Genomic DNA, 26984 nt, shown 5'->3' on the forward strand with positions numbered 1-26984 from the left:
CCTTCGCCCGGCGTGCGGTCCGGGTCGTGTCAAAAACGAGGGCTGAATAACATGAACAAGGTTTGTCATTCCCTGGCTGGCGCCGTGGCGCTGGCCAGTCTCTGCGCAGCGCCAACCCATGCTTCCGAGGTGTTGAGCCTGCCCGATACCCGGGTCAGCGCCACTGCTTACCAGCGCCACGCCGCGGAGCTGAGTTCCGCCGTCGAGGTGTTGCAGGGCGATGCTCTGGTCCGTCGCCGCGCAGCCACCCTGGGCGATACCCTGGCCGGTCTGCCCGGGGTGCAGTCGAGCGGCTTCGGCCCCGGTGTCGGGCGACCGGTCATCCGCGGCCTGGACGGTCCTCGGGTACGGGTCCTGAGTGACGGTGCCGATCTGCTGGATGCCTCCGTCAGCAGTCCCGACCATGCCAGTACCGGTGAGCTGCAGCTGCTGGAGCGCATTGAAGTGCTCAAGGGGCCGGCGACCCTGATGTACGGGGGTGGTGCCATTGGCGGTGTGGTCAATCTGATCGATCGACGGGTGCCCACCTACCTGCCCGAGGACGGGTTGGAGGCGGATCTGGAGCTGCGTGGCAATACCGTGGCCGACGAGAAAGCCGGTGCCTTCGGCCTGACGGCAGGGGCGGGGCAGCTGGCGCTGCGGCTGGAGGGCAGCCGTCTGGAGGCCGACGAGTATCGCATTCCGGGTTCGCCCTCGCGCCAGGACGGGGCCTTCAACGAGGCCGATTCCGCGGCCCTGGGACTGAGCTGGATCGGGGAGCGGGGCTATCTGGGGCTGGCCTACAGTGAGCAGAATCGCGAGTACGGTCTGCTGGCCCATGAGCATGCGGACTGCCACACCCACGGCCCGGTGTGGCATTGCGGCGGGCATGGTCACGGGCACGGGGATCACGATCATGACCATGAGGACCACGACGATGCCCGTATCGACATGCGTCAGCGGCGCTGGGATCTGCGGGGTGAATATCGGGAACCCCTGGCCGGCTTCGAGAAACTGCGGGTACGTCTGGCCAACACCGACTATCAGCACCGGGAGATGGAGGGCAGCGAGGTGGGCACCCGCTTCGACAACCGGGGGCAGGAGATGCGCGCCGAGCTGACCCACAGACCCATCGCCGGCTGGCGCGGGGTATTGGGCGGGCAGAGCAGTCGCAGGGATTTCGCGGCCCTCGGCGAGGAGGCCTATGTGCCGGCGACCCTGACCAGCAACCACGCCCTGTTCCTGGTGGAGGAGTTGCAATCGGGGGCCTGGCGCCATGAGCTGGGCCTGCGCCACGAATGGCAGGATGTGCAGGTCAAGCGCAGCGCGGCGGACAGCCGCCACCGCGGGACCTCCATCGCCTTCGGCAGCACCTGGCAGTTCACCGAGGGCTATGCCCTGTTCGGCAATCTGTCCCGTTCCCAGCGCCTGCCAACCGCCGAGGAGCTGTATGCCCGTGGCCCCCACGCGGCGACCCGCACCGTGGAGCTGGGCAATGCACGGCTGGATGAGGAGACCGGATACAACCTCGAACTCGGTCTGCGCAAGACCGCCGGCCGGCTGACCTACAGCCTGAGCCTGTTCCGCAATCAGGTGGATGATTTCATCCATGCCGCCGATGCCGGCTATGACCCCGGCGGCGACTACCGGGTAGTGGAGTACCGGCAGGACGACGCTGTGCTGCGTGGCTTCGAGGCCAGTGCCGCCCTGGCCCTGAGCGACCGCCTGGAGCTCGGGCTGTTCGCCGACAGCGTACGTGGCCGGCTGCGTGACGGCGGCAATCTGGAGCGCATCCCCGCTGATCGCTACGGGCTGCGGCTGAACCGCCAGATCACCAGCGCCCTCGATGGCGAGCTGGAGGCCTACCGGGTAGAGCGTCAGGACCGGCTGGCAGAGCACGAAACCGGCACCGACGGTTACACCATGCTCAACGCCGGCCTGAGTTTCCGCGGCTTCAGCGAGGCGGGGGTGGATTACCTGATCTACGCCCGTGCCGGCAACCTGCTGAATGACAAGGCGCGTCAGCACAGCTCCTTCATCAAGGACGACGTGCTGCTGCCGGGGCGCAACCTGACCCTGGGGGTGCGTTTCAGTCTGTGAGGCGGCGGTATTGAGAAACGGGCGCATGGCTGCGACACTGCGGCCCTCTGTGCCCTGTGGAGTGACGCATGTACAAGCTCTGTTTCTATGTACCCGAGTCCCATCTCGAGGCGGTCAAGCAGGCGGTATTCGATGCCGGCGCCGGGCGTATGGGCGACTACGAGCACTGCTGCTGGCAGGTGCTGGGTCAGGGGCAGTTCCGCCCCGGGTCCGGCGCCAATCCCTTCATCGGGGAGGCGGGCAGGCTGGAGCAGGTCGCCGAGTACCGGGTGGAAATGGTCTGCGAGGATGAGGCCATCCAGCAGGCGGTGGCTGCACTGCGTCAGGCCCACCCCTACGAGGAACCGGCCTTCGACGTCTGGCCGTTGCTGGAGCTGTAGGAAGCGGACAATGAAAAGGCCACCCGAGGGTGGCCTTTTGCATTGCCGTGTTACCGACTGGGTATCACTTGGCGCCGAAGGGCTGCGGACGCGGCGTGTCGTTGGTCGACGGCGGCAGGATCGGCAGGGTCAGCTGGGGCTGATCGCCGGTCAGCGTCTTGAGGAAGGCGACCACGTTGTTGATCTCCTCGTCATTGAGCTGACGCCCCAGCTGCAGGCGAGCCATGACATCCACTGCCTTTTCCAGCTCCCAGTAGGCGCCGTCGTGGAAGTAGGGATAGGTCAGCTCGACGTTGCGCAGGGTCGGCACCTTGAAGTTGAACCGGTCCGCGTCCTTGCCGGTGACGGCCACACGACCTTCAGCCGGGTTGTCGGTCTGGTAGGGTTCGACCACGCCCATGCGCTGGAAGGAAGTGCCGCCAGCGGCCGGGCCGTTGTGGCAGGCCACGCAGCCGATGCTCTTGAAGGTCTCGTAGCCGGCCAGTTCCTGGGCGGTCAGGGCACTGTCATCACCCTTGAGCCACAGATCGAAGCGGGAGTTGGGGGTGACCAGGGTCTCCTCGAACACGGCGATGGCATCGGTGATGTTTTCGATGGTGACTTCCGGGCTGCCGTAGACCTTGGCGAATTCTTCGCGGTACTGCGGGATCGAGTTGATCACGTCCACTGCCAGCGCGTGGTTGGAGGCCATCTCCAGGGGGTTGGCAATCGGGCCGCCGGCCTGCTCTTTCAGGTCGGCAGCACGGCCGTCCCAGAACTGCGCCACGGCCAGGCTGGAGTTCAGTACGGTCGGCGAGTTGATCGGACCTTCCGCCCAGTTGTGGCCGATGGAGGTCGGCAGGTTGTCACTGCCGCCCATGGACAGGTTGTGGCAGGAGTTGCAGGAGATGAAGCCGGACATCGACAGGCGCGGATCGAACCAGAGCTTCTTGCCCAGTTCGACCTTTTCCGGCTCGGTCACTACCGCCGGCTCGATCGGTTTGATCAGCTCGCTGGTCAGGCGGTCGGCGTGGACGTGGGCGCTGATGCCGATACTTGCGGCGACAGCAAGACTAAGCAGTTTCTTCATGGGCAACACTCCTTACATGCACCTCAGCAGGCATGGTCTTCGCCATGTTCATTCTCTGGGTTGGAGTGTCTCAGACCCACCACGCGGGAGGGTTGACGTGGGTCAAGGTAATATCTCGACCCGGGTGCCGTCGGGCACCAGGTCCCACAGCTCCTGCATGTCGGCGTTGAGCAGGGCGATGCAGCCGTTGGTCCAGTCCAGACCGTGGAAGAACCATTCCGGGTAGTCATCATCCACCGGCGTGCCGTGGATCATGATCATGCCGCCGGGGTCGACCCCGCGCTTCCAGGCCTCGGCCCTGTCCTTCAGGTTGGGGTAGTCCAGATGCATGCTGAGGTTGTAGTTGGGACTGCGGTGGCGCCAGTCGATGTGATAGATGCCTTCCGGGGTGCGGTTGTCGCCCTGGTGCTGCTTGTGTCCCACCGGCTGCCGACCGAGGGAGATGCGGTAGCTGCGAATCACCTTGCCCTCGCTGATCACATCCAGCCGGCGCTCCTGCTTGTGAACCCGCAGCTGGTCGATGACCGGCTGGGCGGCGGCGCTGAGGGTGCAGAACAGGCTCAGGCACAACAACAGTAGCCAGCGACTCATCGGGTGGTGTGCCCCGGCGGCCAGGTGATGTCGCGCATGCGTACGGGAAACTGCTGGCTGGAGTAGTCCCGATAGTACTGGCGCAGGGTCTTGCCGATGGTGGGGAAGGCCAGCTGGTCCCAGGGAATTTCCGCCTCGCTGAACAGTCGTACCTCCAGGCTCTCCTCGCCGGGAGCAAACTCCCCGTCGGCCAGCTGGCCGCGGAAGAACATGTACACCTGGTTGATATGGGGCAGGTTGTACAGCATATACAGCTGTTGATCGCGCACCCGGGCATGGGCTTCCTCCCAGGTCTCGCGCAGCGCTGCCTCTTCGGTGGTCTCGCCGTTCTCCATGAAGCCTGCCGGCAACGTCCAGAAGCCGTGGCGCGGTTCTATGGCACGCCGGCACAGCAACACATAGCGCTCCTCGGTGACCAGACAGCCGGCGACGATACGTGGATTCTGGTAGTGCACGAACTGGCAGGCATCACAGATGAAGCGCGGCCGGGTGTCTCCCTGGGGGATGCGCTCGGTGACCGGCTGGCCACAATGGCTGCAGAACTTCATGTAGCGGGGGTTCCTCGATTCGTCGGCTGGCAGGCTTCCATCTTGCTGCGCATCGCCCGCGGGGTAAAGAGGCAATGGGCCGACAATGCCCGGCATGGGGATATATTCAGCAATCATGGGTGCTGGTCGGGTGTCGGTGATCATGCCATCATGATAGGAAAATACGAGGTAGGTCAGATGCTGGACAAGGTACGCTCGCGGATTCCCGAGTATCAGCCGCGGGTGGTTGAAACAGCCGGTTTGCCGGAAGCCGGCGTTCTGGTCCCGGTCACCTGCGTGGAGGACCGGCCGGAGATCATTCTCACCCTGCGTTCCAATAACCTGTCGACCCATTCCGGCGAGGTGGCCCTGCCGGGTGGTCGCCGGGACCCCGGTGATATCGACCTGGCCTATACCGCACTGCGCGAGGCCCACGAGGAGATCGGCCTGCTGCCGGACCTGGTGGAAGTGGTCGGGCCGCTCGGCAGTCTGGTATCCCGGTTCGGTATCAAGGTCACGCCCTTTGTGGGCATAGTGCCCGATGTCTTCGATCTGCGCCCCAATGAGCACGAGATACAGGAAGTGTTCCGGGTGCCGGTGAGCTATTTCCTCGAGGACAACCGGGAGATGACCCACCGCATCGACTATGAAGGGCGCAGCTGGTACGTGCCCAGTTACCGTTTCGAAGGTTTCCGGATCTGGGGCCTGACCGCCCTGATCCTGGTGGATTTCATGAACGTCGCATTCGACGCACGGATTCCGCTGCAGGTCCCGCCCGATGGGCACAGACGTTGAAAACCAGAACAATCATGAGGAGTCAGGATGAAGTACAGATTGGGTGATGATCGTGTGGAGATGGCGGAAGGAGCATGGATCGCCGAGACCGCCGTGGTCATCGGCAAGGTGCGTCTGGAGAAGAACGCCAGCGTCTGGTTCAACGCAGTGCTGCGCGGTGACTGCGAACTCATCCTTATCGGTGAGAACAGCAACGTCCAGGACGGGGCCATCATGCATACCGATCCGGGCATTCCGCTCATTCTGGGCAAGAACGTCACCGTCGGACACAAGGCCATGCTGCACGGCTGCACCGTGGGCGACGACAGCCTGATCGGCATCAATGCCGTGGTCCTCAATGGCGCCAAGATCGGCCGCAACTGCATCATCGGCGCCAACGCGCTGATTCCCGAGGGCAAGGAAATTCCCGATGGCTCCCTGGTCATGGGCTCGCCCGGCAAGGTGGTGCGTCAGCTGAGCGAACAGCAGGCAATGGCGATCAAGGCCGGTGCCGCCCATTACGTACACAACGCCCAGCGTTTCAAGCGCGACCTGCACCCCCAGGAAGACTGATGAGCACCGAGACCCCGGTCAAGTCGCCCTGCGTCTATGTATGCAGTCTGGATGACAATGACATCTGCACCGGTTGCCACCGCAGTGGCAGGGAGATTACCGAGTGGGGCAGGGCCAGCAACGAGCGACGCCGGGAGATCCTGCGTCAGTGTGAAATCCGCGCCCGGGAGCAGGGCGTGTGGATGAATGTCGGAACGAGATAACAGAAGGATAGGCAGCATGCCCCGTATCGGAACTCCCCTGGCCGGTAACGCCACCCGTGTCCTGTTGCTCGGCTCGGGCGAGCTGGGCAAGGAAGTGACCATAGAGCTGCAGCGTCTGGGCTGCGAGGTGATCGCCGTGGATCGCTACGCCAATGCCCCAGCGATGCAGGTGGCGCACCGCAGCCATGTGATCAACATGCTGGATGCCGCGGCCCTGCGCCAGGTGATCGAGCTGGAGAAGCCGGCCTACATAGTGCCGGAAATCGAAGCCATCGCCACTGCGGCCCTGGTCGAGCTGGAGGAGGAGGGCTACACCGTCATTCCCACCGCCCGCGCCGCGCGCCTGACCATGGACCGTGAGGGCATCCGCCGCCTGGCCAGCGAGGAGCTGCAGCTGCCGACCTCGCCCTACCGCTTTGCCGAGGGGCGCGACGACTATCTGGCAGCAGTCCGCGAAATCGGTCTGCCTTGTGTGGTCAAGCCGGTGATGAGTTCCTCCGGCAAGGGCCAGAGTCTGGTGCGCAGCGAGCAGGATATAGAGGCGGCGTGGGACTATGCCCAGTCCGGCGGCCGTGCCGGGCTCGGCCGGGTCATTGTCGAAGGCTTTGTCGATTTCGATTACGAGATCACCCTGCTGACAGTGCGCCATGCCGGTGGCACCAGCTTCTGCGCGCCCATCGGTCATCGTCAGGAGAGTGGCGACTACCGCGAATCCTGGCAGCCCCAGCAGATGAGCGAGCAGGCGCTGGCACAGGCCCAGGACGTGGCCCGGCGCATCACCGATGCGCTCGGCGGGCGCGGGGTGTTCGGCGTGGAGATGTTCGTCAAGGGTGATCAGGTCTGGTTCAACGAGGTTTCGCCCCGTCCCCACGACACCGGGCTGGTGACCCTGATCTCCCAGGAACTGTCGGAGTTCGCCCTGCATGCCCGGGCCATTCTCGGTCTGCCGATTCCGCAGATCCGCCAGTATGGTCCGGCCGCCTCGGCGGTGATCCTGGTCGAGGGCAACTCGAGCAACGTCAGCTACGGCAACCTGCACCAGGCCCTGAGCGAGCCCGATACCCAGCTGCGCCTGTTCGGCAAGCCGGCGGTGGAAGGTCTGCGGCGCATGGGTGTGGTGCTGGCACGGGATGAGAATATCGAGCTGGCGCGGGCCCGGGCGCTGCGCGCGGCGCAGGCGGTCAGCGTCGAGCTGTAACTGTCTCCGGCAGGCGGGGAGCGGTCCTAGTCTGCCGTCACCGGGGTATCCACGCTCCAGATGCGCACGCTTCTGACCATGTTGTCCTTGGTCTGCAGAATTTCCATGCGATAGCCGTCGATACTCAGGCCGATGCTGCTGTCGGGTATGTGCTCAAGGCGCTCGGTGATCAGACCATTGAGGGTCTTGGGGCCATCCTCGGGCAGATGCCATTGCAGCTGCCGGTTGATGTCGCGCAGGTAGACACTGCCGTCGATCACGAAGGTGCCATCCTCCTGGGGGTGGATGTCGTGGTTGGCCGGCAGCAGGTCGGTGGTGAACTCGCCGACGATTTCCTCCAGGATGTCCTCCAGGGTGACCAACCCGATCACATCGCCGTATTCGTCCACGACAAAACCGATGCGCCGCTTGTGCTTCTGGAAATTCAGCAGCTGGGTGTGCAGCGGTGTGTTTTCCGGAATGAAGTAGGGGTCCTTGCAGCTCTCGACCAGCTTGTTCTTGGTCAGCGCGTTGTGGCTGAGCAAGCGGGCGATGGCGCGCATGTGCACTATGCCGGTGACATTGTTGATGTCGCCGCGGTAGACCGGCAGGCGGGTGTGATGGCTGGTGCGCAGCTGCTCGAGGATGGTCGGCATGTCGTCATCCAGATCGATACCGTAGGCCTCGTTGCGCGGCACCATGATGTCGTTGACCGTCATGCGTTCCATGTCGAGGATGCTCAGCAGCATGTTCTGGCGCCGCGGGGTTATGCCCAGGCTGGCCTCGTTGACCACGGTGCGCAGCTCATCGGCCGACAGCTGGGCGGCCTGGGCGTTCTCCAGTGTGATGCCCAGCAGTCGCAACAAGCCGTTGCTCAGGGTATTGCACAGCCAGACGATCGGATACAACAGCCGCTGCAGCACGGCGAGCGGCCGGCTGACGCGGAAGGCAATCGCTTCCGGTCGCAGCGCCGCCAGGGTCTTGGGGGTGATCTCGCCGAAGATGAGAATGACCACGGTCAGTGCCACCGTGGCGACGGCGATCCCGGCATCGCCCCAGATGCGCACGGCCACAATGGTGGCCAGGGAGGCGGCAAGGATATTGACGATATTGTTGCCGACCAGGATGGTACCCAGCAGTCGGTCGGGCCGACCCAGCATGCGCTCGGCCCGGCGGGCGGACTGATTGCCCTTCTTGCTCAGGTGTTTGAGCCGGTAGCGGTTGAGGCTCATCATCCCGGTTTCGGAACTGGAAAAGAATGCCGAGCAGACAATCAGCAACGCCAGGATCAGCAGTAACAGGCCGGTACTAGTCTCGCTCAAGAGCTACCTCGGTACGGGTCGGACAGGGCCCCGCTCACATGGGCAGGATGAATTCACGGACCAGTTTGCTACCGAAGAAGGCCAGCATCAACAGGAGAAAGCCGGCCAGGGTCCAGCGGATGGCCTTGCTGCCCCGCCAGCCGCGCACGTGCCGGCCCCACAGCAGGATGCCGAACACCACCCAGGCCAGGCATGACAGCAGGGTCTTGTGGGCCACGCCCTGGGAGAACATGTTGTCCAGGAACACGAAGCCGGAAATCAGCGCCAGGGTCAGCAATACCTCGCCGCAGAGAACGAACTGGAACAGCAGGGCTTCCATGGTCTGCAGCGGTGGAAAGGTATGGTTGAAACGCACCGGGTTGCGGTGGCGCAGCTGATGGTTCTGCAGGGCCAGCAGACTCGCCTGGAAGGCGGCAATGGCGAGGATGCCGTAGGCCAGTATGGACATCAGCACATGCACCAGCAGCGCCGAGTGCCCGGGGACGGTCGCCGCGCCCTGATCGGGGAGCAGCCAGGCCAGCAGCTTGGCGATCAGTGCCACCGGGAACATCACCAGCAACAGGCTGGTAACCGGTGCACGCAGACTGAATACCAGGGTGACGGCGATGACCAGCCAGGCAATCAATGAGGAAACATGGAAGAAGCCGAAGGACAGGCCCTGACCGGTGAAGATCTCGCCATAGAGGCTGATGGCGTGGGCTATCAGGGCGAGGGCGCCGACGCCGCGCAGGATCGAAGGACTGGCTGTCTGACGTTGCCGCAGACAGTGAAGCTGATACAGGGTACCGCCCAGATACAGCGCGGCGGCAAGGAGGGTAGCAATCAGGGCAGTCATACGTCCTTGCAAATGGTTATCAATTGGCGATCAAGTGTCGCACAAGCCGGGGTGAGGATAAAGCGCTTGCTGCACACACACAAACCCCAATGTATACTGCCCAGCCAGATTGCCTCAACCCGCAGCAGGGGTCTACGGGGCCAAGGAGAATTCGCTGATGTTTGAAAATCTTACCGAACGCCTGTCCGGTACCCTGGCCGGTATCACCGGTCGCGCCAAGCTGACTGAAGACAATATCAAGGACACCCTGCGCGAAGTGCGCATGGCGCTGCTTGAGGCGGACGTGGCGCTGCCGGTGGTCAAGAGCTTTGTCGATCAGGTGCGCGACCGGGCCGTGGGCCAGGAAGTCTCGCGCAGCCTGTCGCCGGGGCAGGTGTTCGTCAAGATCATCAAGTCCGAGCTGGAAGCGGTCATGGGGCAGGCCGAGGGCCTGAACCTGTCGGTGACCCCGCCGGCGGTCATCCTCATGGCCGGTCTGCAGGGTGCGGGTAAGACCACCAGCGTCGCCAAGCTGGCCAAGACCCTGCGTGAGCGGCAGAAGAAGAAGGTCATGGTGGTCAGTGCCGACGTCTACCGTCCGGCGGCGATCAAGCAGCTGGAGACCCTGGCCGGCGAGGTGGGTGTCACCTTCTTCCCCTCCGATCTCAGCCAGAAGCCGGTGGATATCGTCGACGCTGCCCTGCGTGAAGCGAAAAGCCGCTTCATGGACGTGCTGATCGTCGATACCGCCGGTCGTCTGCACATCGATGCGGACATGATGGAGGAGATCAAGGCGGTGCACGCGGCGGCCAAACCGGCCGAGACCCTGTTCGTGGTCGATGCCATGACCGGTCAGGACGCGGCCAATACCGCCCAGGCCTTCAATGAAGCCCTGCCGCTGACCGGGGTCATCCTGACCAAGGTCGATGGTGATGCCCGCGGTGGTGCGGCGCTGTCGGTCCGCCATATCACCGGCAAACCGATCAAGTTCCTGGGTGTCGGCGAGAAGACCGATGCGCTGGAGCCCTTCCATCCTGACCGGGTTGCCTCGCGCATCCTCGGCATGGGCGATGTGCTCAGTCTGATCGAGCAGGCCGAGCAGAAGCTGGACAAGGCCAAGGCCGAGAAGCTGGCCAACAAGCTGAAAAAGGGCAAGGGCTTCGATCTCGAAGACTTCCGCGACCAGCTGCAGCAGATGCGCGGCATGGGCGGGCTGGGCTCGCTGATGGACAAGCTGCCGATGATGGGCAAGATCAACCCGTCGCAGATGGAAGCGGCTCAGGTTCAGGCCGAGAAGCAGTTCAAGCAGATGGAGGCCATCATCAACTCCATGACCCCGGCCGAGCGGCGCAACCCGGATATCATCAGCGGCTCGCGCAAGCGTCGCATCGCCGCCGGTTCCGGTACCCAGATCCAGGATATCGGCCGCGTCATCAAGCAGCACAAGCAGATGCAGAAGATGATGAAGAAGGTCAGCGGCAAGGGTGGCATGGCCAAACTGATGCGCGGCATGGGCGGTCTGGGCGGTGGCGGCATGCTGCCTCCGGGCGGCGGCATGCCGCGTTTCTGACCGCTGTCGGCATCCCCCGCCGCATCGGTTGATCTGGCCTGTCCGACCTGTGGTCGAGCAGGCCTCACAAAGGGTTTCATTTGTTTGCGATATTCCGTAGAATACGCGACCTTTCGGGCTATATGCCCGGCATGAATCCGTGGGTGTTACTCAAATACAGGAAACGATGTTCACATGGTAACCATTCGTCTTGCTCGTGGCGGCTCCAAGAAGCGCCCCTTCTACCACCTGACTGTTGCTGACAGCCGCAACGCTCGCAATGGCCGTTTCGTTGAGCGCGTTGGTTTCTTCAACCCGGTCGCTACCGGTGGTGAAACTCGCCTGTCCGTCAACCAGGAGCGCGTAAGCTACTGGCTGGGTCAGGGTGCACAGCCCTCCGAGCGCGTTGCTTCTCTGCTGAAGGAAGCCCAGGCCTCCGCCTGATATGATCCGCGAGCCTGAGTCGGCGCAAGCGCCGCTGCTGATTCTCGGCAAGATCGTATCGGTTCATGGCATACGCGGAGCGGTGAAGGTGTATTCGCACACCCAGCCGCTGGACAACGTGCTGAACTACCCCGTCTGGATACTTCGGAAGGGGCAGGAGCAGCGACAGATGTCCGTTATTTCGGGCCGGCTCCAGGGGCGTGTGGTGGTAGCTCAGCTCAAGGGCGTGAGAGACCGCAACGAAGCACTGGAACTGGTGGACTGGGAAATCTGTGTTCCCGAGTCCCAGCTCCCCGCGTTGCCGGAAGGTGAGTATTACTGGCATCAGCTGGAAGGTCTGCAGGTTGTCACCCTCGACGGGCAGCTGCTCGGTCGGGTCGATCATCTGCTGGAGACCGGCTCCAATGATGTCCTGGTGGTAAAGCCCTGTGCGGGCAGTATCGACCAGCGCGAACGGCTGTTGCCGTACCTGCCTGATCTGTACGTAAAGCACATCGACCTGGCTGAGAGTGTCATGCAGGTCGACTGGGATCCGGAGTTCTGACCGGTGTGGGCCGGTGTGGTAACCCTGTTTCCCGAGATGTTCACGGCGTTGACCGGGCACGGAGTGACCGGGCGAGCCGTCAAGCGGGGGCAGTTGACTGTCGAGTACAGCAATCCCCGTGACCATGCTCACGACCGGCACCGTACGGTCGATGATCGGCCTTTCGGGGGCGGCCCGGGCATGCTGATGAAGGTTGAGCCCTTGCTGGAGGCCATTGCGGCCATCCGCGCCAAGGCTCCCTCACCCCCGCGGGTGATCTATCTCTCACCGCAGGGGCAGCCGCTGACCCAGAAACGGGTCGTCGAGCTGGCGCAACTGGACAGCCTGGTATTGCTGTGCGGGCGCTACGAGGGTATCGACGAGCGCATCGTGGAGATGTGCGTCGACGAGGAGATATCCATCGGCGACTATGTGTTGTCCGGCGGCGAACTGGGAGCCATGGTGCTCCTGGACGCGGTAACCCGGCTGATACCCGGCGTGCTCGGGCATGCGGATTCAGCGGTGGAGGATTCGTTTTCGGAAGGGTGGCTGGATTGTCCGCATTACACCCGGCCGGAAGAGTTTGCAGGGCAGCGCGTACCGGAGGTGCTGCTCAGTGGGAATCATGAACTGATCCGGCGCTGGCGTCTCAAGCAGTCGCTTGGCAGAACCTGGCTGAGAAGGCCGGAACTGCTCGAAGGTCTGGCGTTGAGCAAAGAACAGCAGCAACTGCTGGCGGAATTCATCCGCGAGCAGGAAACCGATAACCATTGAAGCAAGTCCGGCGGCTTGTAGGAGTTCTAGAAATGTCCAACATCATTGCCCAGCTCGAAGCCGAGCAAATGAACCGTGAAATCCCTGCGTTCGCGCCGGGTGACACTGTCATCGTCCAGGTAAAAGTGAAGGAAGGCGACCGTCAGCGTCTGCAGGCCTTCGAAGGCGTGGTTATCGGTAAGCGTAACCGTGGTCTGAACTCCGCTTTCACCGTGCGCAAGATCTCCAGCGGTGTAGGCGTCGAGCGTACCTTCCAGACCTACTCCCCGATGGTTGACAGCATCACTGTCAAGCGCCGTGGTGACGTGCGCAAGGCCAAGCTGTACTACCTGCGCGCCCTGTCCGGCAAGGCCGCTCGTATCAAGGAAAAGCTCAACTGATCGGAGCTTTTCTCGAAAAAAGGCAGCCTTCGGGCTGCTTTTTTTATCCTTGTTGGTTGCGGGCGAGCACACCGGGTAGACTTCCTCGTCCATCAGCTTGTCTGCCACCAGGCCCGCCCACCCCCAGGCCGTAGTGCCCACCCATGTCAAAGTTTTTTTCTTTCAGTGAAGGACACTTTATTTCGTTTGCCGGGGCAGGGAAATAAGCGAAGAATCGGGTTTGATTCCGGGTTCTCCTTGGTTTGTCATCATCGGCGCGGGGATGGGGGCTGCCGATCCGTCCCGCTTACATCGGCCCGCCAGCAATGGGCGCTGCAACGGATACACTCAAAGTGACGAATAACAGCGATTCTGTGAATACTTCTCCTTTTTTTTCGGAACAGGTTCAGCGCGGTAACATCTGGCGTCTGTCCGTTGCTCAGGCATTGGCCGGAGCCAACTCGGTGGTGGTCTACGCGACCGGCGCCATCGTCGGCGATATGCTGGCTCCATCGCCGGTACTGGCGACCCTGCCTATCTCCATTTTCGTGGTCGGCATGGCCGCCTGCATCCTGCCGGTGGGGGCAATTACTCGGCAGCATGGGCGTCGCGTGGCCTTTATGGCAGGAACCGGGGCGGGCGTGCTCGCCGGGTTGCTGGCCATGGTAGCGGTCATCGTGGGCTGGTTCTGGCTGTTTTGTCTCGCCACCTTCTTTGGAGGAAGCTATGCGGCTGTGGTGCTGTCTTTCCGTTTCGCTGCTGCTGATGGAGTAGAGCCGAAACGGCGTGCTCGGGCGTTATCGCTGGTGATGGCCGGCGGCGTTGCCGCCGGCATAGTCGGCCCGCAGCTGGTGACCTGGACCATGGACCTGTGGCCCGCCTACGTATTCGCTGCTACCTTCCTGTTCCAGGCCGCGGTTGCCGCAGTGTCCGCCCTGATTCTGCTGGGAGTACGTTTGCCGATGCCAACGGCGCAGGAAATCGCCAGTGGACGACCACTGGCTGTGATCGTACGCCAACCGCGCTTTGTGGCGGCGGTCATCTGCGGTGCCGTGTCCTATATGCTGATGAACTTCCTGATGACCGCAGCCCCGCTGGCCATGCACATGCATGGGCATTCGCAGGCTTCAGCCAACCTGGGATTGCAATGGCACGTCATCGCCATGTACGCGCCGAGTTTCTTCACCGGTCACCTGATCACGCGTTTTGGCGCGGCGCGCGTGGCCATAGCCGGTCTGGTGTTGACTGGCCTGTCGGCGGCCGTTGGGCTGGTCGGGCTGGATCTCATGCATTTCTGGTGGTCGTTGATCCTGCTTGGTCTGGGGTGGAATTTCGGCTTTCTCGGCGCCTCCGCATTGGTTCTGGAATGCCACCGCCCTGAAGAGAAGGCCCCTGTTCAGTCGCTCAACGACTTCATCGTTTTCGGGCTGATGGCCATCGGCTCGTTTGCCTCGGGCGGCCTGCTGTCGGTCTATGGCTGGCATACCGTTCTGTGGGTTTCGTTCGCTCCACTGGTACTGGCGGTGGTGGCCCTGGCCGTGGCGATACGCAAGGGTGCCTCGACCAGAGCTGCGCCGGAAAGCGTCGGTTGAAGAACACCAGCTGCCCGATACCCCCTGCAAGAAGCGAAAGTGAGAGTCAGACCTTCGCAGTATGGGAAAGAGGTATCAGGATTTCTGCGAGCAAACCGCCTCCTTCCCGAGGTTTCAAGCTGAGCGCGCCGCCAAAGCGTTCTGCGATGGCGCGGACAATGGAGATGCCCAGGCCGGCGCCATCCTGATATTGACGCCCCCGGTCGCCCCGCCAGAATCGGCGGCCGATCTGCCGCAGCTGCTCGGGGTCCATTCCCGGGCCCTGATCGGCCACCGCAATGACGCAGCGCCGGGCCGGATGGTCGAAAGCGGCCGTTATCTCGATGGGGGTACCCTCCGGCGAATAGCGCAGCGCGTTATCCACCAGGTTCCGCAATGCCGTTTCCAACAGCGATCTGGGCAGCGGGGTGCCGGCATCGTTACCCGTCACGGTGAAGATCAACCGGCTTCGCTGGCTGGCCTCGGTGCGATCCAGCACCTCCTCCACGGCAGCCAGCACCGAAATGCATTCATCGCCTTTGCTGGGAACGGCCTCGGTGCGCGCCAGGGTCATCATCTGGTCGAGAATACGGCGCAGTCGACGTACTCCTTCCTCGGCGCTGGCGAGCGAGGCTTGCGCGTCTTCGCCGTCACTCAGGCGTGCCACCTGCAGATGGGTGTCGATGACCGTCAGCGGTGTGCGCAGTTCATGGGCGGCCGCGTCGGTGAAGGCGCGCTGGCTTGCGAGCGCCTGGGCCAGACGGGCCAGCAGCGCATTCATCGCATCAAGGACCGGGCGCAACTCGGTGGGTGAACGGCCGACCACAATCGGCGTGATGTCCTCCGTGTCCCTGGCGCGCAGCTGTTCGCGCAGCGCTTCCAGCGGGGCCAGACCGCGCCCGATACCGATCCAGAGTGCCGCCAGGCCGCCCAGAAAGGCGATCAGGAAAGGCACGCCCGCCGCGCCCAGCAGGTTGTTGATCAGTACGTTCCGCTCATCGATGCGGTCCGCGGTGGTGATCTGGTAGCCGTTGTCGTGGAGGATATAGACCCGCCACTGCCTGCCTTCCACTTCCCTGGTACTATAACCGGCGGTGAGGGTGGCGAAATCCGACGTGGGAACGCTGCCGGTGCTGGCCAGTACCTCTCCGCGCAGCGCCCGGATTTCACAGGCGATGCCTTCCTTACCACTGACGCGCACTGCATCGGTGAAGTTTGCCGGCGAGGCATTCGGGTCCAGTGCTGCCCCTTCGAGCAGGCCCGCCACCATGCGGGCCGACATGGCCAGTCGGCCATCCAGGGTGCGGTCCAGGTTGGCGCGCATGCCCTGCGTCATCCAGGCTGCAGCCAGTGCCCAGAGCACCATCAGGGCTATGCCGGTGATCAGCACCGCACGCAGGCGCAGGCTCATTGGGAGCAGCTCCAGCCCAGCCTGTAGCCAAGCCCACGGGCGGTTTCGATGGCCTCCGCGCCGAGCTTTCTCCGGATATTGTGAATATGCACGCTGAGCGCATTGCTGCTGACTTCCTCACCGAGGCCATACAGGCGCTCATTGAGCGCGTCGGAGGATACCCAGCGCCCATCGGCGGCCGCCAGGTGAACCAGCAGATCGACCTCCCGGCGTGACAGGGTGACCGGCTCGCCACCCAGCCAGGCGAGACCGCTGTCCGGCTCCAGGCGCAACGGTCCGGCCTCGATGGTCTGGACAGCCCGGCCCTGGGTGCGCCTGACCAGCGCGTGCAACCGAGCGGCGAGCTCGCGTAGGTCGAAGGGTTTGACCAGATAGTCATCGGCACCGCTCTGCAGGCCGGCGAGCCGGTGCTCAATGGCATCCCGTGCCGACAATACCAGTACCGGAAGCTCGGGCTCGAAACGACGCATCCGGGCCATCAATTCCAGGCCTTCGAGGTCGGGGAGACCGAGGTCGAGGATCAATGCCTGAAAGGTGTCCTCGAGTTGCGCCGCCTCCGCAGCAGCAGCGGTATCCACATGGCGCACGGAAATTCCGTGTTTGCGTAGTCCGGCGACAATACCCTGGCCGATGAGGACATCATCCTCTACCAACAGAACGCGCATATCCGGTCTCTGCGTTGAAAAAGACCATCTTAGGCCAGAGCGTTGATGTACGTCAGCCATGGATCGCTGGTATGCCGTCTTTAACATTCGCTTAATCGGGCTATGCTAAAAGCACGCCTCGCGTCAGATCGACAACGATGCTGAAGCCGCGCAACGCGGCCACTTCAGGAGTTCAAAGTGCTAAGAAAACATATCCGGGGGGCGGCTGGCGTCATCTGCCTGCTGACCCTGCCGCTGGGTGTGGCGGCCGCACCATCGGCCGGTGATCCAGAACAGGGCAAGGCCGCAGCGGCGGTCTGCGCCAGCTGCCACCAGGTGGACGGCAGCGGCCAGAACAATCCCAACGGCGAATCCTGGCCCCGATTGGCCGGGCTGGATGCCGGTTATATCGCCCGACAGTTGCAGGCCTACAAGGACGGCACCCGGCAGAATCCCAGCATGCAGGCCTTTGCCCAGATGCTTGATGATCAACAGATCGCCGATGTCTCTGCCTGGTTCGCCAGCCTCCCGGCTACCGCTGGCCAACCGGCCGAGGCGCAGAGTCATTCGGAGGAACTGCTCAAGCGCGGCGAGCAACTCGCCACCGAAGGTGATTGGAGCAAGTACATTGTGTCCTGCTCGAGCTGCCATGGATCGGATAACCTGGGTGCCGGCACCGTATTCCCTGCGATCGCCGGTCAGCACTTCGGTTACATCCGCGATCAGCTGCTCGCCTGGCAGAAGGGGTCCCGCAAGAACGACCCGCAGCGCCTGATGGCCACCATCGCCGAGCGCATGAGCAGTGACGACATCACCGCCGTTGCCGCCTGGCTTTCCACCCAGCCGGCCACCGCCGAACAGTAAGGGCGAGCAGTATGACTATTCTGAATTCGTTGATGCACCGGCTGCGCACCGGCCTGCTGGTCGCCTTGGGGTCCCTGTTGGCTGCGCCTCTGGCCCAGGCCCAGACCGAACTGTCCGAGGAAAGCCTGGCGGTTCTGGCCAGTATGGCGCCCGGTGCGCCTGCGCCCACCGCTGACAGTTTTGTTCATATTCCGCCAACCATGGAGGATCTGGAAGCGTCTTCACTGCACCCGGAGCTGAAACGGGTGATCCGCCGCGGGTACGACATCTTTACCAACACCCAGCAGTTTCGCGACGAGTACGTGTTCAATGACATGAACTGCAGCAGTTGTCACCTGGGCGCAGGGCGACTGCCGTTCTCGGGGCCGATCTGGCCGGCGGCGGTTACCCTGCCGGGCTACCGGCCGAAGAACGATCACGTCAACAACCTGGAAGAGCGCATCGCCGGCTGCTTCACCTACTCCATGAACGGCAAGCCGCCGGCCTACGGCAGTGATGACATGATCGCGCTCGCCGCCTACCACCAGTGGTTGGCCAGTGGTGTGCCCATGTACCCGACCGGCAAGCTGTATGGGCGTGGCTTCCCTCGGCTCGACGAGCCCGCCGAGAAGCCTGACTACGATCGTGGCAAGGAGATCTATGCAGCCCAATGCTCGATCTGCCATGGTGATGAGGGGGCGGGCCTGAGCGTCCGCGGCGAGGTGGTGTTTCCGCCGGTCTGGGGAGATAACTCCTACAACTGGGGAGCGGGGATCAGCCGGGTATACACCCTGGCATCCTTCATCAAGCACAACATGCCGCTGGGCCAGCCCAATAGCCTGACCGACCAGCAGGCCTGGGATCTGGCGCAGTTCATCGACTCCGAGGAGCGGCCGCAGGACCCCCGCTACACGGGCGATGTGAAGGAAACCCTGGAGCTGTACCGCGATACCTTCCACAAGCACACCATGTACGGCCAGGAAGTGAACGGCCGGGTGCTGGGTGATCACGATAACGTGGGACGCAAGGACTTCCTCAAGCCCGACGTGCTGCGCGATCGCACCTACGATTGACCTCCCTCCGCGAAGCGGGACGGCTGCCGTCCCGCTTCGTTTCCCGTCTGGCCGCCGTCACGCCTTCAGTTTCGCTTAATCGAGCAGGTGCAACATTGCCCGAAAGCCTCGTCTGAAGGAGTCGACATTGTCGTTCGGTTATCAACACGCCCTGGCGCTTGTCCTGCTGTTGCTGCATGCCACCGGCAGTGCCGCCAGCAGCGGCCTGTTCACCTGGGGACAGCAGCCCGATCTGCTGGAGGCCGCAGAGGTTTTTACCCTGAAAGAGGTCGAACAGCAGGGCGAGCGTTATACGACCAAGGGGCGGGTCAGCGATGGTTATTACGTATACCGCCACTCTCTGAAGCTGGTTGACGACCAGGGCGAGCCGGTCGAACTGGAGCTGAGTGCGGGCAAAGCCCAGCATGACGAGTTTTTCGGTGACACCGAAATCTATACCGCCGATATGTTGCGGCTGGGCTTTCCGGCAGACGTATCAGGCCCGCTGACGCTGCACTGGCAGGGCTGTGCAGAGGTCGGCTTCTGTTATCCACCGCAGACGCTGCAGGTGGATGTTGCTGCAGCAGGCGTGGCGCCGGCTTCAGCCAAAGCGGCCTTAACCAGCTCCCCGGACGTGGGTGATGCGCCGTCGAATGCTGTGATGGGCGAGGATCAGCAGGCGGCGCAACACCTGGCTACCCTGGGGCCGGTGGCGGGTACGCTGTTGTTTTTCGGCTTCGGTCTGCTGCTGGCGTTTACTCCCTGCACTTTGCCGATGATCCCCATCGTGTCCAGCATGGTCGTCGGCAGCCAGGCCAGACCGGCTCGCGCTTTTATGCTATCGCTGTGTTACGTGGTGGCGATGGCCGTGACCTATGCGGCAGTCGGGGTAGCGGCGGGGCTGGCCGGTGCCAACCTGCAGGCGACCCTGCAATCGCCCTGGCTGTTGGGCGCCTTCGCCGCCCTGTTCCTGGTGCTGGCCAGCGCGCTCTTTGGCGTGTTCACCCTGCGCCTGCCATCGGCCCTGGTGAATCGGGTCGAGTCGGCAGGGCGCGGGCAGACAGGCGGCAGCCTGGTCGGTGCCACCGCCCTGGGCTTTCTATCCGCCTTGCTGGTGGGTCCCTGCATGACCGCGCCGCTGGCCGGTGCGCTGCTGTACATCGGGCAAACCGGTAGCGCCGTCTATGGTGGCTTGGCCCTGTTTGCTCTGGGCCTGGGCATGGGGCTGCCGCTGCTGGCGATTGCGACCTTCGGCGCGCGCATCCTGCCCAGGCCCGGTGCCTGGATGGAGCGGGTGAATATCGCCTTTGGCTACCTGATGGTCGGCATGGCCGTGATGATGCTGGCTCGGTTCCTGCCCGGCACCTTGAGCCTGCTGCTGTGGGGTGCCTGGATATTGTCGATTGCCATTGGTTTGCTCGCCTGGGCCCAGGCGGCGCTGGCCAGGCCGCGCCTGAAGTGGGCGCTGCGTACGGGCGCCAGCTTCGTCGGGCTGTGGTCAATATTGATGTTGCTGGGCGCGGCGTCCGGCGGCAGCTCGGTATTGCAGCCGCTGACCCACCTGGGCGGCGGCGGTTCGGCGCCGGCGTCCGCCCCGTCTATGCCGGACTATGTGCAGGCCAAGTCGGTGGAGGATGTGGACGCCCGCCTGACTGAAGCCGCCGCGCGGGGGGAGTGGACCTTGATCGACTTCTACGCCGACTGGTGCGTCAGCTGCCATGTGATCGAGCGCAATGTGTTCGGCGATCCGGTCGTGGCGGAGCGCCTGGCGCGCATGCAGATAGTGCGGCCGGATGTCACCCGGAACGATGCGGTGGACCAGGCGCTGCTCAGGCACTGGGGCGTGCTGGGGCCGCCCACGCTGATCCTGGTCGGGCCGGATGGCAACGAACGCCGCGATTTGCGGATGGTCGGCGAGATCAATGCGAGTGAATTTCTCAACCGTTTGAATGCTGCAGGTACCCCATGATGAGTGTCGGTCCGTTCTCCATCAAAGTCGTCGGCGTTGTTGCTGCCATCCTGCTCGCCTGGCTGGTGACCCGTGCGGTTGCCAGGCGGATGGGCGACGATGTTTCGCCCAAACTGGCTGGCGCCGTTTTGTTCGATGCCGTGTTCTGGGGGTTGATAGCCGCGAGGCTCGGGTATGTCGCCTACTGGTGGGAGGATTATTTCGCGACACCGATGTCGATAATCGCCATTGGCGATGGCGGGTTTACCTGGTGGGTAGGCGTGCTGTTCGCGCTGGCGTTTATCGGCTGGCGAGCCCGGGGCATGCGCATGCTGCGGCGGGCGGCGCTCGCGGGGGTGCTGACCGGCGTCGCGGCCTGGTTCCTGGCCGGCATGGTGGTGGGTCTGCTGCACCATTCGCCGCCCATGCCGGATCTGCAGCTGGCCACCCTGGAGGAGGAGCCCGTGTCGCTGCTGAGCTACCAGGGCCGCCCGACCGTGGTCAATCTCTGGGCCACTTGGTGCCCGCCGTGCCGCCGGGAAATGCCCGTGTTTGAGCAGGCGCAATCCGAGTTCCCGGACGTGAACATCGTGATGGTCAACCAGGGCGAAAGCGCCGAGCAGGCGCAGGCCTTCCTGACAGGCCAGGGCCTGACGCTGAGCAACGTGCTGCTGGATCCCTTTTCCCGCGTCATGAACGCGACGGGCGCACGCGCGCTGCCGACCACCCTGTTCTTCGATGCCGAAGGTGAACTGGTGGATTCGCACATGGGCGAGCTCACCATGGCCAGTTTCAAGAGCAACATGGCGCGCCATTTCGCGCAATCCGTCCGACCCATTTCCAACGAGGAGTAAGCATGTTTTCCAGATTCATGTTCCAACCGCGTTCCGGCATGTCCTTCGGCATGGCCGCGGCTTTGTTATCGGCAGTAACCGGCGTGTACGCACAAGGGGCGGCGCAGCCGCAGGTGCTCACGGCACTGGAGGCTCAGGGTCTGACCATCGTCGAGGAGTTCGACGCTGGCAGCGAGCTGCGGGCCTTTGCCGGCGTTGCGGGTGATCAGCCCATCGCGGTCTATGTCACCAGCGACGGCAGCGCAGTTGTAGGTACCCGACTGGATGCCAGCGGCGCCCCGGTTGATGTCGCCACGCTCCAGGAACTGGTGGCCAAGCCGATGAGTGAAAAAACCTGGGCCGCGCTGGAAAACGCCACCTGGGTGCTGGACGGCGACGCGGAGGCGCCGCGTGTGGTTTACACCTTCAGTGACGCCAACTGCCCCTTCTGCCATCGCTTCTGGGAAGCGGCCCGCCCCTGGGTGGATTCCGGCAAGGTGCAATTGCGTCATCTGTTTGTGGGGGTCATCAAGGCCGATAGCCCGGCCAAGGCGGCGGCCATCCTCGAGGCGGATGATCCGTCAGCGGCGTTGCTGGAAAACGAGAAGAATTTCGCCAGAGGTGGTATCAAACCGGCCAGCAGCATTTCCAGCAGGGCCCAGAGAATCCTGGATGAGAATCAGCAGCTGATGCAGACCACGGGCTTTCGCGGCACACCAGGCATAGTGGTGCGCGAAAGCGATGGTCTGATCAGGAAATTCAATGGCATGCCCCGCCCGGAACAGATGGCCGAGGTGATGGGGCCGCGTTGAGAAGGCCGAAGCGCACTCGTTGAGCAACTGCGCCCACATTCCCTCCGCAGCGAAGGGCAGTCGAAGCGGGTGTGCGAAACCTTTATGATCGCCGGTATGCAATTCCGAGATGATCATGAACGCGCCACAACTTCCTCCGCCCACTGAGGCCGACCAGCAGGCCATTACCCGTTTCCTCGATGCCATGTGGCTGGAGCGCGGCCTGTCGGACAAGACCCTGCAGGCGTATCGCACCGATCTGACGTTGCTCGCCGGCTGGCTGGCGAGCCGGGGCGGGTTGTATGCTGCGGGCCGAGCGGACTTGATGGAGCATCTGGCCTGGCGCATGCGCGCGGGCTATTCGGCGCGTTCCACCGCGCGGCTGCTGTCCTGTCTGCGCGGCTTCTACCGGCATGCCCTGCGCGAGGGGTTGATCGCCGAGGACCCGACGCTGGATATCGCCATGCCGCAACTGGGGCGGCCGCTGCCCGATACGCTGAGCGAGGCGGATGTGGACGCCCTGCTGGCGGCGCCGGATGTGGAGGACACCCTGGGACTGCGCGACAGGTGCATGCTCGAGGTGCTCTATGCCTGCGGCCTGCGGGTCAGCGAGCTGGTGGGTCTGCGGGTCGACCAGCTCAACCCCCGCCAGGGCGTGCTGCGGGTGACCGGCAAGGGCAACAAGGAGCGACTGGTGCCGCTGGGCGAGGAGGCGCTGGCCTGGATCGTCCGCTACTGTGCAGAGGCCCGCCCTGTACTGCTGCGCGGGCAAGCTAATGATGTGCTGTTTCCCAGCCAGCAGGCGCGGCAGATGACCCGCCAGACCTTCTGGCACCGCATCAAGCTGTATGCGCAGCAGGCGGGGATCCGCGTGCCGCTGTCCCCGCACACCCTGCGCCATGCGTTTGCCACGCACCTGCTCAACCACGGGGCCGATCTGCGGGTGGTGCAGATGCTGCTGGGGCACAGCGATCTGTCTACCACGCAGATCTACACCCATGTGGCCCGGCACCGGCTGCGCGAGCTGCATGCCAGTCATCATCCCCGTGGGTGAGATCACGGTTTCGTGGTAAGCTCTATTGTCTTTTTGTGTCTGTTGAAGGGATCGATCATGCGACTGAAATATCTGGCGGCGGGTCTGCTGAGCCTCTGCGCCGCCTCCGTCTGGGCCGATGCCCGGCAGAACATCGCGCAGAGTCTGGAGCGACTGCAGTTTCCCGTGCCGATTTCCGCCGTCTCCGAGTCGCCGGTCGAGGGCCTGCATCAGGTACAACTGGATAACGGCAAGGTCATCTACGCCACCGCCGACGGGCGCCATCTGATCCAGGGGGTACTGCTCTCGGTAGGTGACGACGGGGTGCGCAACCTGACCGCCGAGGTCGAGGCCGAGCAGGCCAGGCAGGTGCTGGCAGCACTGCCGGCCGAGCAGCTGGTGGTGTTTGCCCCGGAGCAGCCCAAGACCCATATCACCGTCTTTACTGATGTGGACTGCGGTTACTGCCGCAAGCTGCATGAGGAGGTGGGTCAGCTGAACGATCTGGGCATCGAGGTCCGCTATGCGGCCTTCCCCCGTGCCGGCCTGCAGAGCGCCACCGCGCGCACCATGCAGTCGGTCTGGTGTGCCGATGATCAGCAGACGGCCATGACCAATGCCAAGCAGGGCAAGCGGGTCAGCGCCGCCAGCTGCGAGGATCCGGTGGCCGAGCAGTACAGCCTGGGCTCCCGTCTCGGGGTGCAGGGCACACCGGCGATCTTCTTTGCCAATGGCAGGCTGCTGCCCGGCTACAAGCCGGCCCAGCAACTGGCAGCCGAGGCAATCGCCAACAAGTAGAACCGTCTGAAAGGCGGACAGAAGCCAATATTCAACAAAGTCAATTACGTGGGGTTCCTGGTTTGAAACCGGTCAAAGTGGGTATATGTGGTCTGGGCACCGTAGGCGGTGGCACCTTCAATGTTCTGCAACGCAACGCCGAGGAGATTGCCCGCAGGGCAGGACGGGCGATTGAGGTGACCCACATTGCCACCCGGCACCCCAACCCATCATGCAGCATCGGCAGCCACGTCCAGGTGACCGACGACGCCCTGGCCCTGGTCAACAACCCGGAGATCGACGTCATCGTCGAGCTGATCGGCGGCTACGGTCTGGCGCTGGAAATCGTCATGCAGGCGATCGCCAACGGCAAGCATGTGGTTACCGCGAACAAGGCGCTGATCGCCGTACACGGCAACGAGATTTTCACCGCTGCCCGGGAGAAGGGCGTGATCGTCGCCTTCGAGGCCTCGGTAGCCGGTGGCATTCCGATCATCAAGGCGCTGCGTGAAGGTCTGGCGGCCAACCGCATCCAGTGGCTGGCAGGCATCATCAACGGTACCGGCAACTTCATCCTGACCGAAATGCGTGACAAGGGTCGCGCCTTCCCCGACGTGCTGGCCGAGGCCCAGGCGCTGGGCTACGCCGAAGCCGATCCGACCTTCGATGTCGAAGGTATCGACGCTGCCCACAAGCTGACCATCCTGGCCTCCATTGCCTTCGGTATTCCGCTGCAGTTCGACAAGGCCTACACCGAGGGCATCACCAAACTGACCACGGCGGACGTCAACTACGCGGAAGCCTTCGGTTACCGCATCAAGCACCTGGGCATTGCCCGGCGTACCGAGCAGGGCATCGAGCTGCGCGTACACCCGACGCTGATCCCGGAAAACCGGCTGCTGGCCAATGTACATGGCGTGATGAACGCCGTCATGGTCAATGGCGATGCGGTCGGTTCTACCCTGTACTACGGCGCCGGTGCCGGTTCCGAACCCACCGCCTCGGCCGTGGTGGCGGACATCATCGACGTGGCCCGGGCCATGAGCTGCGATCCGGACACCCGGGTGCCGCATCTGGCCTTCCGCGCGGATGCCCTGTCCGACCTGCCGGTGCTGCCGGTGGGTGATGTGGAGACCGCCTACTACCTGCGTCTGCACGCCCAGGATCGTCCGGGTGTACTGGCCCGGGTGGCCAGCATTCTCTCCGAGCGCGGTATCAATATCGAATCCATCATGCAGAAGGATGTAGAGGAGCAGGACGGCCTGGTGCCGATCATCATCCTCACCCACCGCGTGCGCGAGCAGAGCATGAACGATGCCATTGCCGCGATGGAAGCCCTGGATGAGGTCGCCAACCCGGTGATGCGCATCCGCGTGGAACAACTGGATTAATCAGCTGCAGGCGACAGGCGGCAGGCTACAGGCAGAACAGCTTGTGGCTTGCAGCTTGTAGCTTGCCGCTCAAACCGAAGGTTTGAAGATATGCGTTATATAAGCACCCGGGGCCAGGCCCCCGCCCTGAATTTCGAAGACGTGCTGCTGGCCGGTCTGGCTTCCGACGGTGGCCTCTATGTGCCGGAGAACCTGCCGCGCTTCACCCTGGAGGAGATCGCCTCCTGGAACGGTCTTCCCTACCATGAGCTGGCCTTCCGGGTCATGCGTCCCTTCGTCGCCGAGAGCATCAGCGATGCGGACTTCAAGGCCATCCTCGAGGACACCTATGCCGGGTTCGCCCACAGCGCGGTGGCGCCGTTGCGTCAGCTGGACACCAACGAGTGGGTGATGGAGCTGTTCCACGGCCCGACGCTGGCCTTCAAGGACTTCGCCCTGCAGCTGCTGGGTCGACTGCTGGACCACTTCCTGACCAAGCGCGGCGAGCGCGTGGTGATCATGGGCGCAACTTCCGGTGACACCGGCTCGGCGGCCATCGAGGGTTGCCGCCGCTGCGAGAACGTGGACATCTTCATCCTGCATCCGCACAACCGGGTATCCGAAGTGCAGCGCCGGCAGATGACCACCATCCTCGGTGACAACATCCACAACATCGCCATCGAAGGCAACTTCGACGACTGCCAGGAAATGGTCAAGGCCAGCTTCGCCGACCAGGGCTTCCTCAAGGGCACCCGGCTGGTGGCGGTCAACTCGATCAACTGGGCGCGGATCATGGCCCAGATCGTCTACTACTTCCATGCCGCCCTGCAGCTGGGCGGGCCGCTGCGCTCCATGGCCTTCTCGGTGCCCACCGGCAACTTCGGCGACATCTTCGCCGGCTACCTGGCGCGCAACATGGGGCTGCCGATCAGCCAGCTGGTGGTGGCGACCAACCGCAACGATATCCTGCACCGCTTCATGAGTGGCAACCAGTACGACAAGGACACCCTGCACCCGTCCCTGTCGCCGTCCATGGACATCATGGTTTCCTCCAACTTCGAGCGCCTGCTGTTCGACCTGCATGGCCGCAACGGCGCCCTGGTGAAGGACCTGATGGACAGCTTCCGGCAGAACGGCAAGCTGTCGGTCGAGCCCGAGCGCTGGACCGAAGCCCGTCGCCTGTTCGATTCGCTGGCAGTGGATGACGAGGCGACCTGCGCGACCATCGCCGAGGTCCACGCCCAATGTGGCGAGGTACTGGATCCGCACACTGCCATCGGCGTACGTGCAGCCCGCGAGTGCCGCCGCAGCATGAGCACCCCGATGATCACCCTGGGTACCGCGCACCCGGTCAAGTTCCCGGATGCGGTGCGCAAGGCGGGTGTGGTCGAGCCGCAGCTGCCGCCGCACCTGGCGGATCTGTTCGACCGTGAAGAGCGCTGCACGGTGCTGCCGAACAGTCTCACCGAGATCCAGCAGTTCGTCTCCGCCCACGGCAACCGTGGCAAGCCGCTGTAAGGCTGTTCCTTCCCGATAACGGCCCGCTCTGCGGG

28 protein-coding genes are annotated in these 26984 nt (G+C 63.6%); 21 read left to right on the top strand and 7 right to left on the bottom strand.

The annotated features are described in order from the left end of the window. The first annotated feature begins 51 nt into the window (after positions 1-51). Positions 52-2079 (top strand): TonB-dependent receptor, encoded by a 2028-nt coding sequence (locus tag VF673_RS12880; protein WP_440292255.1) that lies wholly within the window; start codon positions 52-54, stop codon positions 2077-2079. A gap of 68 nt (positions 2080-2147) precedes the next feature. Next, positions 2148-2459: a Nif3-like dinuclear metal center hexameric protein gene (locus VF673_RS12885; RefSeq protein WP_090536072.1), complete on the top strand. Its 312-nt coding sequence runs from the start codon at positions 2148-2150 to the stop codon at positions 2457-2459. 64 nt (positions 2460-2523) lie between these two features. On the opposite strand, the gene VF673_RS12890 is transcribed toward VF673_RS12885, so the two are convergent. The 3 genes from VF673_RS12890 to VF673_RS12900 all read right to left on the bottom strand — a co-directional run bounded on the left by VF673_RS12890 (position 2524) and on the right by VF673_RS12900 (position 4667). After that, positions 2524-3528 carry a cytochrome-c peroxidase gene (locus VF673_RS12890; protein WP_440292256.1) on the bottom strand — a complete coding sequence of 335 codons (1005 nt, stop codon included), beginning with the start codon at positions 3526-3528 and terminating at the stop codon, positions 2524-2526. A 102-nt stretch (positions 3529-3630) separates the two neighbouring features. Next, a complete protein-coding gene (locus VF673_RS12895; protein ID WP_440292257.1) occupies positions 3631-4119 on the bottom strand; it encodes a L,D-transpeptidase family protein in 489 nt (162 codons plus the stop codon). Continuing rightward, positions 4116-4667 carry an NUDIX hydrolase gene (locus tag VF673_RS12900; protein ID WP_090536077.1) on the bottom strand — a complete coding sequence of 184 codons (552 nt, stop codon included), beginning with the start codon at positions 4665-4667 and terminating at the stop codon, positions 4116-4118. The genes VF673_RS12895 and VF673_RS12900 overlap by 4 nt, the downstream gene beginning before the upstream one ends. A gap of 177 nt (positions 4668-4844) precedes the next feature. On the opposite strand from VF673_RS12900, the gene VF673_RS12905 reads away from it, so the two are divergent. From VF673_RS12905 to purT, 4 genes are read left to right on the top strand one after another with little or no spacing between them, the layout of a single operon-like run. Further along, positions 4845-5441 carry an NUDIX hydrolase gene (locus VF673_RS12905; protein ID WP_320331364.1) on the top strand — a complete coding sequence of 199 codons (597 nt, stop codon included), beginning with the start codon at positions 4845-4847 and terminating at the stop codon, positions 5439-5441. 27 nt (positions 5442-5468) lie between these two features. Next, positions 5469-5993 (top strand): gamma carbonic anhydrase family protein, encoded by a 525-nt coding sequence (locus tag VF673_RS12910; RefSeq protein WP_090536079.1) that lies wholly within the window; start codon positions 5469-5471, stop codon positions 5991-5993. After that, positions 5993-6196 (top strand): DUF1289 domain-containing protein, encoded by a 204-nt coding sequence (locus VF673_RS12915; protein ID WP_440292258.1) that lies wholly within the window; start codon positions 5993-5995, stop codon positions 6194-6196. The genes VF673_RS12910 and VF673_RS12915 overlap by 1 nt, the downstream gene beginning before the upstream one ends. Before the next feature lie 16 nt (positions 6197-6212). After that, positions 6213-7394, top strand: a complete 1182-nt coding sequence (gene purT, locus VF673_RS12920; protein WP_090536083.1) for a formate-dependent phosphoribosylglycinamide formyltransferase — start codon at positions 6213-6215, stop codon at positions 7392-7394. Between the two features lie 26 nt (positions 7395-7420). On the opposite strand, the gene VF673_RS12925 is transcribed toward purT, so the two are convergent. Both VF673_RS12925 and VF673_RS12930 read right to left on the bottom strand, forming a co-directional pair. Continuing rightward, positions 7421-8695, bottom strand: coding sequence for an HlyC/CorC family transporter (locus VF673_RS12925; RefSeq protein ID WP_440292259.1), 1275 nt, complete (start codon positions 8693-8695; stop codon positions 7421-7423). Between the two features lie 34 nt (positions 8696-8729). Continuing rightward, positions 8730-9530, bottom strand: a complete 801-nt coding sequence (locus tag VF673_RS12930; protein ID WP_440292260.1) for a cytochrome C assembly family protein — start codon at positions 9528-9530, stop codon at positions 8730-8732. Between the two features lie 157 nt (positions 9531-9687). Between VF673_RS12930 and ffh the strand changes: the two genes are divergently transcribed. The 6 genes from ffh to VF673_RS12960 all read left to right on the top strand — a co-directional run bounded on the left by ffh (position 9688) and on the right by VF673_RS12960 (position 14750). Further along, complete coding sequence (gene ffh / locus VF673_RS12935) at positions 9688-11079, top strand: signal recognition particle protein (RefSeq protein ID WP_273125827.1); 1392 nt, start codon at positions 9688-9690, stop codon at positions 11077-11079. A gap of 174 nt (positions 11080-11253) precedes the next feature. Next, positions 11254-11502 (top strand): 30S ribosomal protein S16, encoded by a 249-nt coding sequence (gene rpsP, locus VF673_RS12940; RefSeq protein ID WP_090536090.1) that lies wholly within the window; start codon positions 11254-11256, stop codon positions 11500-11502. A 1-nt stretch (position 11503) separates the two neighbouring features. After that, positions 11504-12046, top strand: a complete 543-nt coding sequence (gene rimM, locus VF673_RS12945; RefSeq protein ID WP_090536091.1) for a ribosome maturation factor RimM — start codon at positions 11504-11506, stop codon at positions 12044-12046. 3 nt (positions 12047-12049) lie between these two features. After that, positions 12050-12799, top strand: coding sequence for a tRNA (guanosine(37)-N1)-methyltransferase TrmD (gene trmD, locus VF673_RS12950; protein WP_440292261.1), 750 nt, complete (start codon positions 12050-12052; stop codon positions 12797-12799). Between the two features lie 32 nt (positions 12800-12831). Further along, complete coding sequence (rplS, locus tag VF673_RS12955) at positions 12832-13179, top strand: 50S ribosomal protein L19 (RefSeq protein ID WP_090536095.1); 348 nt, start codon at positions 12832-12834, stop codon at positions 13177-13179. Between the two features lie 242 nt (positions 13180-13421). Further along, positions 13422-14750, top strand: a complete 1329-nt coding sequence (locus VF673_RS12960) for an MFS transporter (protein WP_440292262.1) — start codon at positions 13422-13424, stop codon at positions 14748-14750. Positions 14751-14796: 46 nt separating this feature from the next. Here VF673_RS12960 and VF673_RS12965 read toward each other — a convergent pair whose 3' ends face one another. Beyond that, a complete protein-coding gene (locus VF673_RS12965) occupies positions 14797-16140 on the bottom strand; it encodes an ATP-binding protein (RefSeq protein ID WP_440292263.1) in 1344 nt (447 codons plus the stop codon). Then, positions 16137-16805 carry a response regulator gene (locus VF673_RS12970; RefSeq protein ID WP_440292264.1) on the bottom strand — a complete coding sequence of 223 codons (669 nt, stop codon included), beginning with the start codon at positions 16803-16805 and terminating at the stop codon, positions 16137-16139. Before VF673_RS12970 ends, VF673_RS12965 begins: the two co-directional genes overlap by 4 nt. Positions 16806-16982: 177 nt before the next feature. On the opposite strand from VF673_RS12970, the gene VF673_RS12975 reads away from it, so the two are divergent. From VF673_RS12975 to thrC, 9 genes are all read left to right on the top strand, one after another. Continuing rightward, the gene (locus tag VF673_RS12975; protein ID WP_440292265.1) at positions 16983-17648 is read left to right on the top strand and encodes a c-type cytochrome; all 666 of its coding nucleotides are present in this window, start codon (positions 16983-16985) and stop codon (positions 17646-17648) included. 11 nt (positions 17649-17659) lie between these two features. Beyond that, positions 17660-18700 carry a c-type cytochrome gene (locus VF673_RS12980; RefSeq protein ID WP_440292266.1) on the top strand — a complete coding sequence of 347 codons (1041 nt, stop codon included), beginning with the start codon at positions 17660-17662 and terminating at the stop codon, positions 18698-18700. Between the two features lie 127 nt (positions 18701-18827). Next, on the top strand, positions 18828-20648 hold the full coding sequence (dsbD, locus tag VF673_RS12985; RefSeq protein WP_440292267.1) for a protein-disulfide reductase DsbD: 1821 nt from the start codon (positions 18828-18830) through the stop codon (positions 20646-20648). Further along, on the top strand, positions 20648-21481 hold the full coding sequence (locus VF673_RS12990; protein ID WP_440292268.1) for a prolipoprotein diacylglyceryl transferase family protein: 834 nt from the start codon (positions 20648-20650) through the stop codon (positions 21479-21481). The genes dsbD and VF673_RS12990 overlap by 1 nt, the downstream gene beginning before the upstream one ends. A gap of 2 nt (positions 21482-21483) precedes the next feature. Further along, complete coding sequence (gene dsbG, locus VF673_RS12995; RefSeq protein ID WP_440292269.1) at positions 21484-22272, top strand: thiol:disulfide interchange protein DsbG; 789 nt, start codon at positions 21484-21486, stop codon at positions 22270-22272. A gap of 115 nt (positions 22273-22387) precedes the next feature. After that, a complete protein-coding gene (gene xerD / locus VF673_RS13000) occupies positions 22388-23305 on the top strand; it encodes a site-specific tyrosine recombinase XerD (RefSeq protein WP_440292270.1) in 918 nt (305 codons plus the stop codon). A gap of 57 nt (positions 23306-23362) precedes the next feature. Next, positions 23363-24082: a thioredoxin fold domain-containing protein gene (locus VF673_RS13005; protein WP_440292271.1), complete on the top strand. Its 720-nt coding sequence runs from the start codon at positions 23363-23365 to the stop codon at positions 24080-24082. Positions 24083-24144: 62 nt separating this feature from the next. Then, entirely contained in the window at positions 24145-25452 is a 1308-nt protein-coding gene (locus tag VF673_RS13010; RefSeq protein ID WP_440292272.1) for a homoserine dehydrogenase, read from the top strand. A 90-nt stretch (positions 25453-25542) separates the two neighbouring features. Beyond that, entirely contained in the window at positions 25543-26949 is a 1407-nt protein-coding gene (gene thrC / locus VF673_RS13015) for a threonine synthase (RefSeq protein WP_090536114.1), read from the top strand. The last annotated feature ends 35 nt before the right edge of the window (positions 26950-26984 follow it).

This window comes from Halopseudomonas sp. Lyrl_26, from assembly GCF_051948695.1.
In the GTDB taxonomy this organism is placed as follows: Bacteria; Pseudomonadota; Gammaproteobacteria; order Pseudomonadales; family Pseudomonadaceae; genus Halopseudomonas; species Halopseudomonas formosensis.

Bases quoted from the DNA above. Each gene is read 5' to 3' on its own strand.
- VF673_RS12880 (WP_440292255.1), top strand. From the start codon at position 52: ATGAACAAGGTTTGTCATTCCCTGGCTGGCGCCGTGGCGCTGGCCAGT.
- VF673_RS12885 (WP_090536072.1), top strand. From the start codon at position 2,148: ATGTACAAGCTCTGTTTCTATGTACCCGAGTCCCATCTCGAGGCGGTC.
- VF673_RS12890 (WP_440292256.1), bottom strand. From the start codon at position 3,528: ATGAAGAAACTGCTTAGTCTTGCTGTCGCCGCAAGTATCGGCATCAGC.
- VF673_RS12895 (WP_440292257.1), bottom strand. From the start codon at position 4,119: ATGAGTCGCTGGCTACTGTTGTTGTGCCTGAGCCTGTTCTGCACCCTC.
- VF673_RS12900 (WP_090536077.1), bottom strand. From the start codon at position 4,667: ATGAAGTTCTGCAGCCATTGTGGCCAGCCGGTCACCGAGCGCATCCCC.
- VF673_RS12905 (WP_320331364.1), top strand. From the start codon at position 4,845: ATGCTGGACAAGGTACGCTCGCGGATTCCCGAGTATCAGCCGCGGGTG.
- VF673_RS12910 (WP_090536079.1), top strand. From the start codon at position 5,469: ATGAAGTACAGATTGGGTGATGATCGTGTGGAGATGGCGGAAGGAGCA.
- VF673_RS12915 (WP_440292258.1), top strand. From the start codon at position 5,993: ATGAGCACCGAGACCCCGGTCAAGTCGCCCTGCGTCTATGTATGCAGT.
- purT (WP_090536083.1), top strand. From the start codon at position 6,213: ATGCCCCGTATCGGAACTCCCCTGGCCGGTAACGCCACCCGTGTCCTG.
- VF673_RS12930 (WP_440292260.1), bottom strand. From the start codon at position 9,530: ATGACTGCCCTGATTGCTACCCTCCTTGCCGCCGCGCTGTATCTGGGC.
- ffh (WP_273125827.1), top strand. From the start codon at position 9,688: ATGTTTGAAAATCTTACCGAACGCCTGTCCGGTACCCTGGCCGGTATC.
- rpsP (WP_090536090.1), top strand. From the start codon at position 11,254: ATGGTAACCATTCGTCTTGCTCGTGGCGGCTCCAAGAAGCGCCCCTTC.
- rimM (WP_090536091.1), top strand. From the start codon at position 11,504: ATGATCCGCGAGCCTGAGTCGGCGCAAGCGCCGCTGCTGATTCTCGGC.
- rplS (WP_090536095.1), top strand. From the start codon at position 12,832: ATGTCCAACATCATTGCCCAGCTCGAAGCCGAGCAAATGAACCGTGAA.
- VF673_RS12965 (WP_440292263.1), bottom strand. From the start codon at position 16,140: ATGAGCCTGCGCCTGCGTGCGGTGCTGATCACCGGCATAGCCCTGATG.
- VF673_RS12970 (WP_440292264.1), bottom strand. From the start codon at position 16,805: ATGCGCGTTCTGTTGGTAGAGGATGATGTCCTCATCGGCCAGGGTATT.
- VF673_RS12980 (WP_440292266.1), top strand. From the start codon at position 17,660: ATGACTATTCTGAATTCGTTGATGCACCGGCTGCGCACCGGCCTGCTG.
- VF673_RS12990 (WP_440292268.1), top strand. From the start codon at position 20,648: ATGAGTGTCGGTCCGTTCTCCATCAAAGTCGTCGGCGTTGTTGCTGCC.
- dsbG (WP_440292269.1), top strand. From the start codon at position 21,484: ATGTTTTCCAGATTCATGTTCCAACCGCGTTCCGGCATGTCCTTCGGC.
- xerD (WP_440292270.1), top strand. From the start codon at position 22,388: ATGAACGCGCCACAACTTCCTCCGCCCACTGAGGCCGACCAGCAGGCC.
- VF673_RS13005 (WP_440292271.1), top strand. From the start codon at position 23,363: ATGCGACTGAAATATCTGGCGGCGGGTCTGCTGAGCCTCTGCGCCGCC.
- thrC (WP_090536114.1), top strand. From the start codon at position 25,543: ATGCGTTATATAAGCACCCGGGGCCAGGCCCCCGCCCTGAATTTCGAA.